An 18,052-nucleotide genomic window follows, 5' to 3' on the forward strand; every position below is an offset into this window, starting at 1 on the left:
GGTAACCGAAGTATCAGAGTCGTTGCCTCACATTAGAGGTAACCTGGACTTGTGAAAAAATGAGTTTCAATTGTTGCTCAATGGCGGCCTTAAGAGCAAATGGATTGAGTTTGGCATGATGTTCCTGGAGAGTCTGTTTGGTGGTTTCCGGAATGTCAGGATGATTGATCACCCGTTGGTAAGGGGTTTGCGGGGCATGGTATTTTTTCACGACTTTGGCGCCGTCTCGGTGTTTTTTCCGCAGTTTCAGACTGGGACAGAAATGATTCTGCAAAGGGCACCAAAGCGTGCTGTAGACCGCGTTCATCAACGGCACCAGCGCGGCATTATCCAGCCGGTCGTAGCCGAATAATTGCCTGGCGTGAGTCCAGTTTTTCTGCTCGACGTGGGCATTGTCGTTTTTCTTGTAAGGCCTGGAGCGGGTAAACGCCGGCTTTTGCGGGTGGTCGGTGAAATAGCGAACCAGGTGATGATTGAGAAATTCAGAACCATTGTCGCAATCGAAGCCTTTCAAAGGGAATGGCAACAGGTTCTCGATGGCCTGAATCTGTTCCAGGATACCTTGCGAGCCTTTATTCCAGGTGGCCCGGCATTCGGTCCAGCCGGTGACAATGTCCGTCATCGTCAGGCTCCAGACGAAATCGCCGGCCAGCGAATTGCCACAGTGAGCGACAGTATCGGCTTCGACAAAACCGGGCTGGGTCTCGTCCCAGTGATGAGTGCGGATGGGAATCTGGGTTTTCAACAGAGACCCGGGTTTGGTGCCGGACAAGCCTTTGGGGTGCTGGACGCGCAAGGGTTTGAGCAAGCGATCCAAGGTCGCCGCCGACACCTTGAGCAAGTCGGCGCGCACGCCATCCGCCAAGGGGCCGTATTGATCTTCGTAATGAGGCAGCCAGATCGGTATCGCGGCTTTCAGGCGCTTGCCGCACAGTTGATCGCTAGCAAACCAGATGCGCTTCAATGGCTCCAGCAACACCTCGGCTTGATATTTCCGCTTGGGGCCGGGCCGTTTGCTAGGCGAAGCGGTTGGCTTGGCTTTTCGATTCAGCAAACGGATCGCGTACTTACGGGCGTAGCCGCAGACTTCGCAAAACTCGTTTAGGATCGTTTGTTTCGTGGCCCTATCGCTTTGTCGATAGCGCTTTTGGATAGCCTGTAAATAGGCTCGTCGTTCGTGTTTTCCCATGGTGGTAACCCGCTTGATTTCGGTTACACACAATGTGAGGCAACGACCCGTTTTTAATGACCCCTTGGGTTACTTTTAATTTGAGGCAATTCGCCGGCTAAAAATTGAGCTGATTTTTTAAGCCGATTATTAGATAATGCCGCAGTTTTTGAACCCACCAACCAGGTAAAAATCAAGATGGAGAAGCAGCACAGTTTCACGCGCGAAGAATTATTAATGTCCGGCCGAGGTGAATTATACGGTCCGACCAACGCGCAGCTACCGCTTCCCAATATGCTGATGATGGACCGCATCGTCCATATTTCCGATGAAGGCGGCAAATACGGCAAAGGCGAAATCGTCGCCGAGCTGGATATTACCCCCGAATTATGGTTTTTTGATTGCCACTTTCAAGGTGATCCGGTCATGCCGGGCTGTCTGGGTTTGGACGCGATGTGGCAATTGGTCGGTTTTTATTTATGCTGGCTGGGCGGCCCCGGCAAAGGCCGCGCGCTGGGTTGCGGCGAAGTTAAATTCACCGGCCAAGTGCTGCCGACAGCCAAAAAAGTGACTTATAAAATCGACTTGAAGCGCGTGATTCTGCGCAAATTGGTCATGGGCATCGCCGATGCGACGATGGAAGTCGATGGCAAACAAATCTACGAGGCGACCGATTTACGAGTCGGTTTATTCACTTCCACCCAAGATTTCTAAGGAAACCATCATGAAGCGCGTCGTTGTAACAGGTTTAGGGATAGTTTCCAGCATCGGCAACAACCGGGACGAAGTGGTTGATTCTTTACGCGCTGGCCGTTCCGGTATCGTTCACGCACCGGTCTATGCCGAGATGGGCTTTCGCAGCCATGTACACGGCCCGGTTAATATTGATCTGGATGAGGCGATAGACCGTAAAGTTAAACGCTTTATGGGCGACGGTGCCGCATACAACTATCTGGCTATGGAGCAAGCTATTGCCGACTCCGGCCTGGAAGAGTCGCAAGTGTCCAATATCCGCACCGGTTTGGTGATGGGCTCCGGCGGGCCGTCAACCTCCAACCTGGTCGATTCCGCCGATATTCTGCGCTCGAAAGGCGTGAAAAAAGTCGGTCCGTACATGGTGACGCGCGCCATGTCCAGCACCAACACGGCCTGCCTGGCGACGCCTTTCAAAATCAAAGGTGTCAATTACTCCATCAGCTCCGCTTGCGCGACCAGCGCCCACTGCATCGGCCACGCCATGGAATTGATTCAATTAGGCAAACAAGACGTAGTGTTCGCCGGCGGCGGTGAAGAACTGCACTGGACTATGTCCGTGATGTTCGACGCGATGGGCGCCTTGTCCTCAAAATATAACGATACGCCAGAAACGGCCTCTCGTCCTTACGACGAAACCCGCGACGGCTTCGTCATCTCGGGCGGCGGTGGCGTTCTGGTAATCGAAGAACTGGAACACGCCAAAGCGCGCGGCGCTAAAATTTATGCCGAGTTGGTCGGCTATGGCGCCACGTCCGATGGCTACGACATGGTACAGCCCTCCGGCGAAGGCGCAGTGCGCTGCATGCAACAAGCCTTGGCTACCGTTAATGAAAAAATTGACTATATCAACGCGCACGGCACCAGCACCCCGGTAGGCGACACCCGCGAACTGGAAGCGATGCGCGAAGTGTTTGGTGTTGACGGCGTACCGGCAGTCAGCTCAACCAAATCTTTAACCGGACATGCCTTGGGTGCGGCCGGCGTCAACGAAGCGATCTATTCATTACTGATGATGCAGGAAAACTTCTTGAGCGCATCCGCCAATATCAACCAACTCGATCCAGGTGCGGCCGGCATTCCTATCGTTAGAGAATATCGGGATAACGTCACGCTGAACACCATTATGTCCAACAGCTTCGGCTTTGGCGGCACCAACGCCACGCTGATTTTCCAACGCTATAACGGCTAACTTTGGCGCGGCTGCAACTTTGGTTCAGCCGCTCTTCCCTGCACCCATGTCCGATTCAGAACACAAATCCCGCACCCAGTTTAACAAGCTGCAAAAACGCCTGAGACGTTGCGTTGGCGAAGCCATCGCCGATTTCAACATGATAGAGCCCGATGATAAGGTCATGGTGTGTCTGTCCGGCGGCAAAGATTCTTACACCATGTTGGACATTCTGCTGAACTTGCAGAAAACCGCACCGATCAATTTTGAGATTATTGCCGTCAATCTGGATCAAAAGCAGCCAGGCTTTCCAGAACACGTACTGCCGGAATACTTGCAATCGATAGGCGTGCCTTACCACATTATCGAGCACGACACATACAGCATCGTCAAACGCATCATTCCGGAAGGCCAAACCACCTGCAGCTTGTGCTCTAGGCTACGCCGCGGCACGCTGTACGGGTTTGCCAAGGAACATAAGATCACCAAGATCGCCCTCGGCCATCACCGCGACGACATTGTCGAGACTTTTTTCCTGAACATGTTCTACGCCGGCAAATTAAAAGCCATGCCGCCGAAGCTGCTGAGTGACGATAAGCAAAACATCGTCATACGTCCGTTGGCTTATTGCCGGGAAAAAGACATCAACCGCTTCGCGGCTTTCAAACAGTTTCCGATCATTCCTTGCAATCTGTGCGGTTCGCAAGAAAACCTGCAACGCAAGGCCATGAAACAAATGCTCAACGGTTGGGATAAACAATTCCCCGGCCGCATCGAGACGATTTTCGCCAGCCTGCAAAATATCGCGCCGTCGCAAATGGCCGACACCAGCTTGTTCGATTTTGCCGGTCTGCGCCGCGACCCCGAATCCACTATTCCGCGCGTCGTATCCGATGAAGCCGGGCTGGACATCTTAGAGCGCTAACCAGGAAATACAACGATGAAACACACCATCTTAGTGACGGGCGGCGCCGGCTATATCGGCAGCCATACCTGTGTAGAATTGCTGAATAACGGTTTCGAGGTCATCGTTGTCGACAACCTGAGTAACAGCAAAATCGAATCGCTGAAACGTATCGAAACCATTACCGAACAAAAACCCGGTTTCTATCAAGCCGACATTACCGACCAAGCCGCGCTACGCGAGATTTTTAAAGCACATAAAATCGATGCGGTGGTTCATTTCGCTGGCCTGAAAGCCGTCGGCGAATCCTGCCAGCAACCCCTGAGCTATTACCGCAACAACATCTACGGCACCCAAGTGTTGCTGGAAACGATGGACGAGTTTGCAGTGAAAAGATTGGTATTCAGCTCGTCGGCGACGGTTTACGGCGATCCGCATAGCGTACCGATTCTGGAAAACTTCCCGCTGCAAGCCACCAACCCTTATGGCCGCACCAAACTGTTTATCGAGGAAATCCTGCGCGATGTCAGCAATGCCGACAGCCTGAACAGCAACAGCCAGCCCTGGCAATTTGCGATACTGCGTTATTTCAACCCGATTGGCGCGCACAGTAGCGGCTTGATCGGCGAAGACCCAAATGGCATCCCCAATAATTTGATGCCGTTTTTATCGCAAGTTGCCATCGGCAAATTGCCGGTCCTGTCGGTGTTCGGCGACGACTACCCCACCAAGGACGGTACCGGCGTCCGTGATTACATTCATGTGGTCGATCTGGCGCAAGGCCATATCAAAGCCTTGCAATACCTGCTCGGTAAATCGGCCGACACCGCTATTTGCGATGCGATTAATTTAGGAACCGGCAACGGCTACAGCGTATTGGAAATGATCAATACCTTCATTGAAGTGACGGGCCAAGTAGTACCTTACAAAATCGCACCACGCAGAGCTGGCGATGTGGCGGCCTGCTACGCGGATCCGAGCTTGGCTGAAGCAAAAATAGGTTGGAAAGCGGAGCGGGATTTAAAACAAATGATGACAGACACCTGGCGCTGGCAGAAAAACAATCCCAACGGTTACAGCTAAACGGACTCAGTAACCATCACCAAACCGCCATTCTCAACACGGTTTCTGCCTTTACGTTTGGCTTCGTACAAGGCAGCATCGGCGGTTTGCACCAATTGCAAGGCAATCTCGGCGACAAGTTTTTTCGGCGCCCGGCCGGGCTGGTAAGTCGCCACACCTATCGAAATAGTCACCGGGATGGCTTGATCGCCATACTCCACCCGTAAATTAGCAATACTCAAGCGAATCCGCTCGGCAATTTCCGAGGCCGTACTTTCATCGCTTTGCGACAGCAAGGCCACAAACTCTTCCCCGCCGTAACGCGCCAGCACATCGTTATTGCGCAGCAATTTCTTGATGATACCGGCCACCACAGCCAGTACATGATCCCCGGCCTGGTGTCCAAAACCGTCGTTGATGCGCTTGAAAAAATCAATATCCAGAAATAGACAGGACAAAGGTTCGCGATTGCGTTGGCTGCGATCCAGCTCTTCCTCGATACGCTGCTCCAAAAACCGCCGATTGTTCACGCCGGTCAAGGGATCGACCAAACTGGTGCGCCGCATGGTTTCGACATTAAGATTGTTTTCCAGGCAAATACTGATGACCGAGGCGATGTGCTCGACAAAATCGGTCGCCATGCCCTGCATGAAACGCTCGTTGTGATAACTGCCCAGATTCAACGAGCCCAAATACCGATCCCGACGAATCAGCGGCGCAATCACCACCGACGCCGGTTTTTGTTGATTGGATTCGGAGAAAAACTTCTCGCAAATCGTGGTTTGATAGCTGCCCAGAAACGGCTGATCGGAGAGACCAAAACTATGCCGCAATTGCCATTCGCTACTCGCTAAAAACAGCCCTTCCCGGTCCCGATAATTATAATTATCCACTTCCAGGTAACCGGCGATTTCGTTTTTAGGGTCGATCAAACACAAGCTGATTACGTCCAAATCGAACAAGGCCTTGGCTTCACCGAGAATAAACTCGATCATTTCCGCCAGCGAACTAAGCCCCAGTAAACGCATTTCAAAGCTTTGCAATCGTTTCAAGGTCAGGCTGTTATGCTGGACGCGGTTGAGCATACCGTCCAAATGACTTTCCAACACCCGCAGATCTGTTGTTATATCCTGTTCCAAGCTCGGCCCCACCCGCTTAATCGAGGTGATAAGACTAGCAGTTTTCGCAGGAAAAGTGTGTAGTTGTAGGCACTTTCAGCGCACATCTCCCGTCCACTCTGATTGCAAATAAATCAGGCATTTCACCTATTAAAACGGCATATGCCATACCCCGCAGCCAGGCACTATGCGATTTTGTTTTTAAAAATCAATACACTTGTTTATTGGTTCAAATATTGCTGTAAATCGGCTCTATCGGGTTCCAAGCACGCCAAACACGTCTTCGCCATGAACAGCCTCACCTTCAACATCGACGATTTATTTTTGAGCCATCGCGATTCGTTGATTCACACTATTTTCGGCATCGTCGGCTGCCCGCAAACCGCCGAAGACTTGGCGCATGAAGCTTACATAAAAATGCTGCACGCCCTAGAAATCCAAGACATCAGTTACCCGCGGCCGTTTCTGTACCAAATCGCAAAAAACCTGGCACTGGATCATCTGCGTAAAGAACGTATTCGCCAACGCGCCGATGACTCAAAAACGGCCGATACGGACGAAGATATATCGCTGCTGGACAATTTGCCGGACGGTACTCCGACGCCCGAGCAGCAAGCGTCCGATCAACAAGAACTGGCATTGATGCTGGCAGCGCTTGAGCAATTACCCGAACGGCGCAGGCAAATTCTGGTGTTGCACAAATTTCACCATTGGAATTACGAGCGGATCGCCGCCTATTACGGCATATCGCGTAGCGCGGTAGAGAAGAATGTACAGGCAGCTCTAACTCATTTATTAGCCAGCCGGCAAGACTAGCCATTACCTTAGGCCATACTGATTTTCCTGAACACAGCACCAATACTGATAAAATTCGCCCCATTACCTAATCCGCCAACCGCCATGCCTTTACGTTTTGATCAGGAAGTTCCATCGCCGGGTAATGTCCAAGATCAAGCACTTGCCTGGTTTGCCCGCTTACAAGACCATAAAAGCGGTGCGGCCGATCAAGCCGAGTTTGCCTGCTGGTTAGCCGCCGACCCCACGCATCAAACCGCTTACGACAAAGTAGTACAACTCTGGCAATCGCCGGCATTGAACACGGCCCTAAGCCAATACGCCAGCATCCCACTTCGGCCGCCCGCACAGCGTAAATCGACCATTCGGCGCTGGGCTGTAGCCGCCAGCATTACCTTGATTAGCGGCTGGTTCCTGGCTTCAAGCGGCTGGTTGCAACGCTGGCAAGCAGACATTACCACCGCTACCGGCGAACAGCGCCGAGTAATACTGGCGGACGGTTCCGCGCTGGTTCTCAATACCGATAGCGCGGTAAAACTGGATTACGCCGGCCCACAACGCGGCGTAACCTTATTAAGCGGCGAAGCGTATTTTGAGGTGCAAGCCGACAAAGACCGGCCGTTTATTGTGACGACAGCACAGGGAACCGTGCGGGTGGTCGGCACCCGCTTCAGCGTCAAAACTGGCGATAGTACCCAGGTAAATGTCGAAAGCGGCTTAGTGATTTGTAGCGCCGAACAAGGCCAAAACCGGCAATTAAGCGTCGGCCAATATACCGAGATCGATACCCAAAGCGTTGCAGAAATCAGCACCATAGATACCGGTAAAACCTTTGCCTGGCTAAAAGGCCGCCTGATATTTCAAGATCGAACCTTGGCAGACGTGATAACCGAATTGGACCGCTACCATCCCGGCGCCATCGTCATCGCCGACGCCAAATTGGCAAACACCCGGATAACCGGAAATTACAAACTGGAAGATACCGCAGCCCTGATCCGAACCCTAGCGGACATTGCGGGAGCCAAAACCATCAATATCTCGCCTTATCTGACGGTGTTAAAAAGCTAAGTCCAAAACCTCGCCAACCGTTTGCCGCTCCGGCTTTACGCCGTTTCAAACCTCAGCTCAATTACCTGCACATTAGGCAACGCTGCGTTTGCCGGTAAAAATATCGCTTAACTGACTGTGTATTCCGTTTTCTGAAACGTCTCGGTAGCCATGTGCTTTTTTGCACTGACTATTAAGTTCACAGACCAGGAGTATTCATGTATCGGCTACCACCCATCCCACCCGCCGCATTACGCAAACTCGCCATGGCAATCGCTTTGGCTTTGCCGGCTATTCGGCCGCTACCAGTTTATGCCGCCGAGACCGGCCAAACCGATACTCCCGGCGCCACGCGAACCTTCAACATCCCGGCCCAAGCCTTGACCGACGCATTGAACGCCTTCATTGCCGCTAGTGATTGGCAAGTCGGTTTTCCAGCGGAAATTGCCCAAAATGCACGTTCCAGTGCGGTGAACGGCCATTTTTCGCCGCAACAGGCGCTCGACAAACTATTGCAAGGTACCGGCATTGGTTACCGGCTTACCGGTCCCGGCAATGTAATGTTGGAGAAGAAAGCAATTACCGAACCCCAATCCGCCGCCACCTTACCCCCAGTCACAGTGACCGGCAAAGTCAGCTATGCCGACAGCGACCCGCAAAATCCTTTCTATAACCGGACCATTGCCAGCTCGGCTACTAAAACCGACACGCCGATCATGGATACGCCGTTATCGATTCAGGTGATTCCCAAAGCAGTGCTGGATGACCAACAAGCCATCCGGGTCGGCGATGCCTTGCGCAACGTCAGTGGATATTTCGATTCGCGCGGTGAAGAATATGTCTACGACACGGCGTATTTACGCGGCTTTGCTACCGACAGCCGCCAGTATATTGACGGCCTCCGCGACTTGGCACAGTCGCATTCGCTAGCAATGATCGACCGGGTGGAAGTACTGAAAGGTCCGGCCGGTGCGTTGTACGGACGTATGGAACCCGGCGGCTTGATCAACTATGTCACTAAACGACCATTGGATACGCCGTACAATTCGCTGCAACAACAATTCGGCTCGTTCGATCTCTACCGCACGCTAGCCGATGCTACCGGTCCACTTAACAAAGACGGCAGCTTGTTGTACCGGGTAAACATGGAGTACTTAAGCAGCAATTCTTATATCGACGTCGTCAACAAGGAACGCGGTTTCATCGCCCCGTCCCTGACCTGGAAAATTTCGCCCCGCACCCAACTCGATCTGGATTTTCGTTACCACGACGTCAACGGCCCCACCACCTTCGGCGTGCCGGCCATCGGCAATCGGCCGGCTAACCTGCCGATCAGCCGCTTTATCGGCGAGCGCGCCACCGACAATGGCGATTCCAGCCTACTTTACGGCGGTCTGAGCCTGACCCACGCTTTTTTCGATAACTGGAAACTGAACGCCAAAGTCGGCTACAACTACGAACACCAATTCTCGGCGGGCACTTTCATCAATACCCTGGACGAAGCCACCGGCGACGCCTCCCTGTTCTACAGCGACTACGACTACACCGAGGACAGCATCCAAGGTATTGTCAATCTCACCGGCAACTTCAAAACGTTCGGCCTGGAACATACCCTGACCGTCGGCGGCGATCTTTATAAGACCGACGGCCGCACCAACAGCAGTTATTTCCTGTGCGACACCTGCGGCACCAGTTTCCCATCACCCATCAATATTTTTCAGCCGATTACCTACGACCGGCCCGGCATCAATCTGGCGGCGGAAACCTCCAGCCCGGTATCGACCAGTCGTACCTCTTGGTGGGGCTTGTACATTCAGGATCAAGTCACTATCGCCGAGGATTGGCATCTATTGTTCGGCACTCGTTACGACCAAGCCCACAGCAGTAGCGACGGCGCGGATGTCACCGACGACGGCGAATTCAGTCCACGGGCTGGTCTGCTCTACCGGCCATTGAACTGGCTGTCTATGTACGCCAACTACGTCAAAGCCATGAATGCCGCCAACACCAGCCGCCTGATTCCAGGTTCGCAACGCCGTCCGGAAATGTCGGAGGGCTGGGAAGCCGGCGTAAAAGGCGAATGGAGGGACGGCAAGTTGAATGCCGGCCTGACTTACTATGAGCTGACCAAGAAGAACATCAGCCACTCAGCCGCCGATGCCGCGTTGGCGGCGCAGGGCTTCAACGTGCTGGTCGGCGAGGGCCGCAGCCAGGGTATCGAATTGGATGTATCCGGACGCATTACCGAGTTCTGGAGCCTGATCGCTAGCTATTCGTTTACCCGCACGATGTTTACCAAGGACGTCACGGACATTCAGGGTAAGCAGTTCGCCAACGTGCCCGAGCAAGCCGCCAGCCTGTGGTCCAAATACGATTTCGCCGGCCTCGGCTGGCAAGGCTTGTGGACGGGCGCCGGGGTTTATCTGGCCGGCGAGCGCCAGGGCGACCGCGCCAACAGCTTTCAACTGCCCGGTTACGCTCGCGTCGACGCCGCCCTGGGGTACGCCTTCAACGCCGGACCGTCGAAAATCAGCCTGCAATTCAATGTCGATAACCTGCTTGATAAACGCTATTACTCGGCCTCGACCTGGGAAACCCGCAGTTTCGGCTCGCAACCGGGCATGCCGCGGACTTTTTTAGGTTCGGTCAAGGTTGAATTTTGACATCGGCACGCTTACGACGGCTGAAATCCCGGCGGCAAATCTGGTTGCGGGTGCATTTATACCTGGGATTGTTCGTGGGCGCGGTATTGGCGGTGGTGGGTTTTACCGGCGGCATTCTGGTGTTTTACGAGGAATTACAGGACGTGCTGAATGCCGAGCAGATTCGAATCCAAGCGCCGCCGGCTAGTCAAAGACAGCTTTGTCCGCTGGATGACATCATCGCGGCGGCGGAGACCATCAAACCGCCCGGCAGCCGGTTAGACAAACTGTATTATCCGCGCCATGCCGACACCGCCTACAAATTGCTGTATCACCAACCGGCGCCGGCGCACGCCGAATCGGGCGAGCAGGGCGACGGCTATTACGTTTTCGTCAACCCCTACACGGCACGGGCCACCGGCAAGCAGCTCTGGCATCCCCGCGACCGTTACTGGGGCAGGCCCTTGATCAGCTTCATCATGCAGTTGCACTATTGCCTATTGCTGGATACACCGGGAGTGATATTCGTCGGTATCGTCAGCGCGTTTGCCATTATTTCAATCCTCACCGGCCTGATCGTCTGGTGGCCGCTCACCGGCAATTTCCGAACAGCCCTGACGATTAAACCTCGCGCCAGTTTGGTCCGCTTCAACTTCGACTTGCACAAAATCGTCGGCGTTTATTCGGCTGCGGTGTTGTTAGTGGTGGTGTTCTCGGGGGTGTATTTCAACTTACCGGAGCAGGTCAATGTTTTGGTGAAGCAATTTTCGCCACTACAGCGGCCGAATGCCTGGGAAGGCATGGAATCGGCAAAAATTCATTCCCGTTCTATACCCGGCACCACCGCCATTACGCCGGGTCAAGCCGAAGCGGTCGCCCGTCACCAGTATCCGAACGGACAGATGTGGATGCTAAGCGCGCCGGCGGATGGGCAAGGTATTTACTATGTCTGGAAACGCGATGTGAGAGAACTGAGCCGCTATATCGGTTACCGGGAAATCGCGATAGATCAATACAGCGGCGAAATACTGAAAAGGTATGACGCTGGTAGCGGTTCAGCCGGCGACTTGTTTCTGGACTGGCAATGGCCCTTGCATTCCGGCCATGCCTTCGGCTGGCCGGGTCGGATTTTGGTATTTTTCTCTGGCTTGGCTTGCCCGGTTTTGTATGTAACGGGCGTGATTCGTTGGCTGCAAAAACGCCGAGCAAAATCTGCCGCCGTTATTCAGGCCAAGAAAAATCCCGGCAAAGTCCGCTGTTAAGTCACCGCTGCCGGAGGATTGGCGGCGGATACGCCCTTCTGCTTGAAATGTCGGCTATTTCCCGATGCTTGCCAACGCTATATAACATAGTTTAATTAGACCGACTGTTCGCCACCACTCATCAAACCGCTTAAGCCCTTGAATAATCGCATCGGCTGCAAATTGGGCACGATTTCGGCTTGCCATTGCGCACCATTGAACTTCAAGCCGACATGCCCAATCGCCACATTCACCTTCTGGACTTTCTATTCCAAAGACACAACAAGGAACTGCTGGTGTTCGCCGAACAACGGGCCGGCCGCCAACATGCCGAGGATCTGGTTCAGGATGCTTATCTCAGGCTCTTGCAGCACGGCAACACCGACGCCATCGACAATCACCGCGCCTACCTGTATCGCATTACCGCCAACCTGAGCGGCGACCTACACAGACGCGAGCAAATCGTCCCTTTCGTCAACGACGAAGAATCGGAAACGGACGCTGTAGCCTGCCCGATGCCGCAACCCGATGCGGTCGCCGAAAGCCGGGAACGCCTGCGAATATGCCTGCAAGCGCTGGATAGCCTGCCGGAAATTGTTCGTACCGTGTTTCTGTTACACCGCTTCGACGGCCTGACCTATCCCGAAATAGCCAGGGCTTTCGCGATCCCGCCGCGCACCGTCGAGCGCTATTGCATCAAGGCCTTGGCCCACTGTAGCAAATCCGTCAGCCAGGACATCGATTAATACCGCCAAATTCTCCGCCGGCCAGCGTAGCCGGTTGTGGATGCGATACACTAACACCATGAACCGAATCACCCCGCCAATTCCATCGTCGTTGCACGAACAAGCCAGTCATTGGGTGGTCAGACTGCGCGCGCCCGATTGTTCGGCTAGCGAACGCCGGGCGTTTCAGGATTGGCTGGCGTTAAGCCCTCGCCATCGCCAGAGCTATCAAAACGCCGAAGCGATTTGGCGAGATTTTAGTAGCATCGACGCACAACCCGACCCGCGGCTGATGGCGGCCAGGAACGGTTTACGCCGCGCGCAAATCGAGCGCCGCCGGGCACGCCGCAACCTACGGCTGTCGATAGCCGCCTCGTTACTGATTGCGGCAATAGGCATGCCGCTAGCCTGGGACTGGATAAACACCGACTGTTACTCGACACTAAAAGGCCAACGGCAACACATCGCGCTCCGCGATGGCTCGACGATAGAACTCAACAGCAACAGCCAGGTGCGAGTCCGCTACGGCTGGCGCGGCCGCGAAGCGGTGTTGGATCGTGGCGAAGCCTTATTCAGCGTGGCGCACGATGAAACCAAACCCTTCGACGTCGTCGCCGGCCACGGCAAGATCCACGACATCGGCACCCGCTTCAACGTGTGCATGCTGAATGACACCGCCACGGTCAGCGTCCTGGAAGGCGAAGTCGCCGTTGCCACTGAGCGGCGGCCCGACCCGCAAACTCTGTTGGCGGGCCAGCAAATTAAATACGATGCTCACGGCCTGGCGTCCGCGCCGACCCGTTTCGACGCCACTACTGTCACCACTTGGCGGGAAGGCATGCTGGTATTTAAAAAGACCGCGCTGGCCGAGGTTCTGGCACAACTAAGTCGCTATCACGACATCGAACTCCGCGTCGCCGACCCGCAATTGCAAAACCTTAAAGTCAGCGGCGACTTTCCCACCGACGACTTAAACCTTGCTCTCAATGCCATCGGCGCCGCGCTGCCGATCAAGGCGGTTCGAAAAAACGAGCGACTGATCGAATTCGAACGCTAAGCGACAGAGGACCTGTTCAGCCACACGTCGAAAAACGCATCAGAGGCTTGGCGGGCCCTGGCCGGAAGTCGGTTCGTCACCCCCTGGCTTCCCCGGCACCGCACATTCCAGCGCATGCCGTCGGCAGTTCACGCTTGACGGAAATAAGTGAATTTACGCTGCGCGCGAAATCGTTACCGAAAAATATTTTTAACCACTCGAAAAAAAAGTGGCGCCTCCGCCCTCGAAAACCGCTCTTACTGGGTAGTGAAATCACCACACACCACGGGAGGGCAAATGTATTCACTTTCGAGAACGCTAGTCGGCGGCCTGCTGACCGGCACCACGCTGGTTGCCGCGGCTCAGGAACAAAGCTATCAATTGAACATTCCGGCGCAAGCCCTGTCCGGCGCGCTAGAAACGCTCAAACAGCAGACCGGCCTGCATCTGTTCTACGCGGAGCAAACCCTAGCCGGTAAAACCAGTACCGCGCTGCAGGGCACTTACAGCGCCAAGCAGGCGGTAGCGATTCTGGTCGGCGGCGCCAGCTTGAGTTACACCTTCACCGCCGATAATGCCGTATCGATTAAGCCGCTAGACGTGAACAGTTTGCCGGCGGTCACCGTCTCCGGACAACGCACTTACGACCCCACCGATCCCTATAACAAGGATTACTCGGTTCCCAACACCCGTTTCGCCACTAAAACCGATACGCCGATCATGGAGACGCCGCTCAACGTCCAGGTGATTCCGAAGGCGGTATTGGACGATCGCCAAGCCATCAAACTCGATCAAGCGGTGAAATACGTCAGCGGCGTGACGACCGGCCAAGGCGCGGGCGGCTTGGGCGACCAAGTGACTATTCGCGGATTTTTTAATTTTAACTATTTCCGCAACGGTTTTCGGATCGATACCTTTGGGGGCGCGGACGGCACGCGAGCCATGGCCAATGTACAAAGCATCGAGGTTCTGAAAGGGCCGGCCGCGATGTTATATGGACGTGTCGAACCTGGCGGGATGGTTAACGTGGTGACCAAAAAACCATTGGATACTGCCTATTACGCACTACAACAACAATTCGGCTCTTACGATTTATATCGTACCAGTATCGATGCGACCGGACCGTTGACTGAAAATCGCGATCTGTTGTACCGGATGAACGTATCCTATGAGAACAGCGGATCGTTTCGCGAGCTGGTGGACTACGAAAAAGTATTCGTCGCCCCGGTGCTGCAATGGAACATCAGCCCGCAAACCACGGCTCTGCTGGAAATGGAATACCGTCACGAAAATAACGATTACGACTTGCATTCCAGACCCTTAATCATTGACGGTACCCGAGCCGACGGCAGCTGGATAAACCCGCGCTTAGTCGATATTCCACGCGAACGAAATTTAATGGAAGCCAACCCGAATCCGGTCGAAAATAAATTCGTCGGCTTTAATCTGAAACACCAATTTAACGACAACTGGGAGATCAGCGAGCAACTCGGGATCAATTTATTGGACAGAACGAGAACAGCGCTACTGCCCACCACCCTAAAAGCAGACCAACGCACGCTGAATAGAAGTTTAGTCACCAGCGATTTTTACAGCAACGAAAGCTATTTTACGACCACCAATTTGACCGGCCATTTCGACACCTGGGGTTTGAAACACACTTTATTAATCGGCGGCGATTATTACCTGCAAGACATAAATTCTGTCGGCTATGGCAGCACAACCGCAAGCACTATCGATATTTATAACCCGATTCATACCGGTAATCCGCCCATCAATCCAACCACGCGAGCCGCCAATTCGTTTTCTACCGTTACCGACTTATACGGCATCTATCTGCAGGATCAAATCAAACTGCCTTATAACGTTCATGTCATGGGCGGCTTTCGTTATCAAAATGTGGAGCAGTTCGATGTATTGTCTCAACGGATTGGGCAAAGAGCGGATGCGGTGACGCCTCAGGTGGGTGTGCTGTGGCAACCGGAAAAATGGCTGAGCATTTACGGTAATTATGTCGAGAATTTCGGCACAACCAATGGCATGGGACAAGGCAATACCTTTTTACCGCCACAGACCGCGCAACAGTGGGAAGTGGGATTTAAAACCGCATTTTTCGACGACAGATTAACCAGCACTATCGCCTACTATGACTTAACCAAACAAAACATTCCCACCACCGATTTAACCAATATAAATTTTAGCGTAGCCACCGGCGAGGCCCGTAGCCGGGGCGTCGAAGTGGATATCAAAGGGGAAATTCTGCCTGGATGGAATGCCATTGCCACTTATGCTTACACCAACACCGAAGTGTTGAAGGAAAACAATCCGAATAATATCCCGGTCGGCAGCCGATTGAGAGGCATTCCGGATCATACCGCCACTTTCTGGACGACATACGACTTTCAGCAGGCAGACTTACGCGGTTTAAAAGTCGGTGCCGGCCTCGAACTGGCGAGCGACAGGAAGGCGACCTTCGATTTTCATGATTTCAACTTCGATGGCTATGGCGTCGTGGATCTGCTGGCTAGCTATACCCGCAAAGTGGCAAAAACCAACGTTACTTTACAGCTGAATGTTACCAATTTACTGGATAAGGAATATGTCCACGACGGTTTTGCGTTAGTGTCCGGCACGCGCGCGACCTGGGGTACGCCCCGTTCGTTCTTGGGGTCGGTCAAGGTTGAATTTTGACCGGGTAAGTCGCAAAAAGCGGTAGTCCTTCCCGTTCTTTGCGACCGAACCGCCTCCTGACCATAAAGTTGCGCGAGCGGTGTCAAGTATCGTCATCTCGGCAGTTACAGCCAAGATGACGTTATTGCTGAAACCGCTTTTTAATCAGAAAACCGTCTTGTGTTCCTTAGCCGAAGTCATTTTTAAAAATCGTTATGAAACCAGCTCTTGAGAATTTAACGTCCTGCAGTGCAAAGCCTCCCGCACCCAATGCCAGTGCTAGCCGGTTAACGAAGCTTAAATCCCGTCGTAAAAGGTGGCTGGCTGTTCACCTTTATTTAGGTTTGAGTGCCGGATTGCTGTTGGCGGTCGTCGGTCTGACCGGCGGCATACTGGTGTTTTATCTGGAAATGCAGGAAATACTGAACCCTGAGTTGTCCGTCGTTTCCTTACCCGCCGCAGAACAACGACACTTGCGGTCGTTAGACGACATCGTCGCCGCAGCGGAAAACGCCAAACCGCCAGATAGTCTGTTTTTTAAGGTGTACTACCCACGAAACGCCGAAGTGGCTTACAAATTTTTGTATTTTGTCAGGGACGACAGTAAAACGAACAGTGGCGACGGCTACTATATCTTCGTCGACCCTTATACCGCGCAAGTCAAGGGTTTACAGCTTTGGCATCCCAAAGATCGATATTGGGGCCGGCCTTTGGTCAGTTTCATCATGCAGTTACATTGGTGTATGCTGCTGGGCAAGACTGGCGCCACTATCGTCTCGATTCTCGGCGCCTTTTCCATTTTATCGGTATTGACTGGCTTAATCGTCTGGTGGCCGTTGACCGGTAAATTTAGGCAGGCGCTGACCTTCAAGCGCCGTTCGGGATCAGTCAGATTCAACTTCGATCTGCATAAAATAGTCGGTTTCTATTCCGGCATCGTGTTAACACCGGTATTGTTTTCCGGTATTTATATGACGCAGCCGGAGCGAATAGACGTACTAGTCAAGCCGTTCTCGACTATCACCCGCCCGAATGCGTACAACGGCATTCCGGAAACGATTGATAGCGCCCCACCCAAAGCGGGGCAACAGACGATTAGCTTAGCGCAAGTGGAAACAATAGTGCAGCAAAGCTACCCTGCCGGCCGGCTGTGGATGCTGAATGGCCCCAAGGACAGAACCGACGTGTTCAGGGTCATGAAGCGCGATGTCGACGAATTAAGCCGCTTCGTCGGCTACCGGGATATTGCCGTCGATCAATACAGCGGCGAAATTCTGAAAGTCTACGATTCCGGCACCGGCTCGAACGCCGATGTCTTTTACGATTGGCAATGGCCTTTGCATAGTGGCCACGCTTTCGGCTGGCCGGGACGAATTTTGGTGTTGCTGGCGGGTTTGGCTTGCCCGGTGTTGTATATCACCGGCGTCGTGCGTTGGCTGCAAAAACGGCGGGCGAAACAACCTCTAAAATCACTTAGCCAAAAACAACCGCCACAGGCCGCTGAATCAATTTATTGCCCCCGCCCTTAAATCCCTTTCGCGCTTGGTCTGTCGAAGGGCACGCTCGTTTGGGCTGCGATGCGCTTAGCCCGCGGCATATCCGGGATAAATAGGGCCGGGTTAATAAGCCATTCAGGAAACCATTCCCCCGCCTGCCGGTCCATTTTAAGTGCGAGTTAAGCCTTTAAGGTTTTAATCGCCACGCGGTCCGGGACCGGCTT

General features: G+C 53.5%; 14 protein-coding genes. 12 read left to right on the top strand and 2 right to left on the bottom strand.

Annotated features, from left to right (window positions below):
- Positions 1–13: 13 nt before the first annotated feature.
- Positions 14–1,189 (bottom strand): integrase, encoded by a 1,176-nt coding sequence (locus tag JWZ98_RS12965; RefSeq protein WP_205450356.1) that lies wholly within the window; start codon positions 1,187–1,189, stop codon positions 14–16.
- Positions 1,190–1,366: 177 nt separating this feature from the next.
- On the opposite strand from JWZ98_RS12965, the gene fabA reads away from it, so the two are divergent.
- The 4 genes from fabA to galE are packed head-to-tail and all read left to right on the top strand — an operon-like array spanning position 1,367 to position 5,079.
- Positions 1,367–1,882, top strand: coding sequence for a 3-hydroxyacyl-[acyl-carrier-protein] dehydratase FabA (gene fabA, locus JWZ98_RS12970; RefSeq protein ID WP_205450357.1), 516 nt, complete (start codon positions 1,367–1,369; stop codon positions 1,880–1,882).
- Between the two features lie 10 nt (positions 1,883–1,892).
- Positions 1,893–3,113 carry a beta-ketoacyl-ACP synthase I gene (gene fabB / locus JWZ98_RS12975; protein WP_171695641.1) on the top strand — a complete coding sequence of 407 codons (1,221 nt, stop codon included), beginning with the start codon at positions 1,893–1,895 and terminating at the stop codon, positions 3,111–3,113.
- Between the two features lie 46 nt (positions 3,114–3,159).
- Positions 3,160–4,017 (top strand): tRNA 2-thiocytidine(32) synthetase TtcA, encoded by an 858-nt coding sequence (ttcA, locus tag JWZ98_RS12980; RefSeq protein WP_205450358.1) that lies wholly within the window; start codon positions 3,160–3,162, stop codon positions 4,015–4,017.
- Between the two features lie 15 nt (positions 4,018–4,032).
- Entirely contained in the window at positions 4,033–5,079 is a 1,047-nt protein-coding gene (gene galE / locus JWZ98_RS12985) for a UDP-glucose 4-epimerase GalE (protein ID WP_205450359.1), read from the top strand.
- On the opposite strand, the gene JWZ98_RS12990 is transcribed toward galE, so the two are convergent.
- Positions 5,076–6,197: a sensor domain-containing diguanylate cyclase gene (locus JWZ98_RS12990; RefSeq protein ID WP_205450360.1), complete on the bottom strand. Its 1,122-nt coding sequence runs from the start codon at positions 6,195–6,197 to the stop codon at positions 5,076–5,078. The two genes, galE and JWZ98_RS12990, sit on opposite strands and share 4 nt — an antisense overlap.
- Before the next feature lie 141 nt (positions 6,198–6,338).
- On the opposite strand from JWZ98_RS12990, the gene JWZ98_RS12995 reads away from it, so the two are divergent.
- The 8 genes from JWZ98_RS12995 to JWZ98_RS13030 all read left to right on the top strand — a co-directional run bounded on the left by JWZ98_RS12995 (position 6,339) and on the right by JWZ98_RS13030 (position 17,861).
- Positions 6,339–6,992 (top strand): sigma-70 family RNA polymerase sigma factor, encoded by a 654-nt coding sequence (locus tag JWZ98_RS12995; protein ID WP_240347986.1) that lies wholly within the window; start codon positions 6,339–6,341, stop codon positions 6,990–6,992.
- A gap of 84 nt (positions 6,993–7,076) precedes the next feature.
- Positions 7,077–8,039 carry a FecR family protein gene (locus JWZ98_RS13000; protein WP_205450361.1) on the top strand — a complete coding sequence of 321 codons (963 nt, stop codon included), beginning with the start codon at positions 7,077–7,079 and terminating at the stop codon, positions 8,037–8,039.
- A gap of 197 nt (positions 8,040–8,236) precedes the next feature.
- Positions 8,237–10,681 carry a TonB-dependent receptor gene (locus tag JWZ98_RS13005; protein ID WP_205450362.1) on the top strand — a complete coding sequence of 815 codons (2,445 nt, stop codon included), beginning with the start codon at positions 8,237–8,239 and terminating at the stop codon, positions 10,679–10,681.
- A complete protein-coding gene (locus JWZ98_RS13010; protein ID WP_205450363.1) occupies positions 10,678–11,922 on the top strand; it encodes a PepSY-associated TM helix domain-containing protein in 1,245 nt (414 codons plus the stop codon). Before JWZ98_RS13005 ends, JWZ98_RS13010 begins: the two co-directional genes overlap by 4 nt.
- Before the next feature lie 179 nt (positions 11,923–12,101).
- Complete coding sequence (locus JWZ98_RS13015) at positions 12,102–12,647, top strand: RNA polymerase sigma factor (protein ID WP_240347988.1); 546 nt, start codon at positions 12,102–12,104, stop codon at positions 12,645–12,647.
- A gap of 58 nt (positions 12,648–12,705) precedes the next feature.
- Positions 12,706–13,683, top strand: coding sequence for a FecR family protein (locus JWZ98_RS13020; RefSeq protein ID WP_205450364.1), 978 nt, complete (start codon positions 12,706–12,708; stop codon positions 13,681–13,683).
- A gap of 276 nt (positions 13,684–13,959) precedes the next feature.
- Positions 13,960–16,353: a TonB-dependent receptor gene (locus tag JWZ98_RS13025; protein WP_205450365.1), complete on the top strand. Its 2,394-nt coding sequence runs from the start codon at positions 13,960–13,962 to the stop codon at positions 16,351–16,353.
- Positions 16,354–16,547: 194 nt separating this feature from the next.
- Positions 16,548–17,861: a PepSY-associated TM helix domain-containing protein gene (locus JWZ98_RS13030; RefSeq protein WP_205450366.1), complete on the top strand. Its 1,314-nt coding sequence runs from the start codon at positions 16,548–16,550 to the stop codon at positions 17,859–17,861.
- Positions 17,862–18,052 lie beyond the last annotated feature (191 nt).

Source organism: Methylomonas sp. EFPC1 (genome assembly GCF_016925515.1).
Classification (GTDB): Bacteria; Pseudomonadota; Gammaproteobacteria; order Methylococcales; family Methylomonadaceae; genus Methylomonas; species Methylomonas defluvii.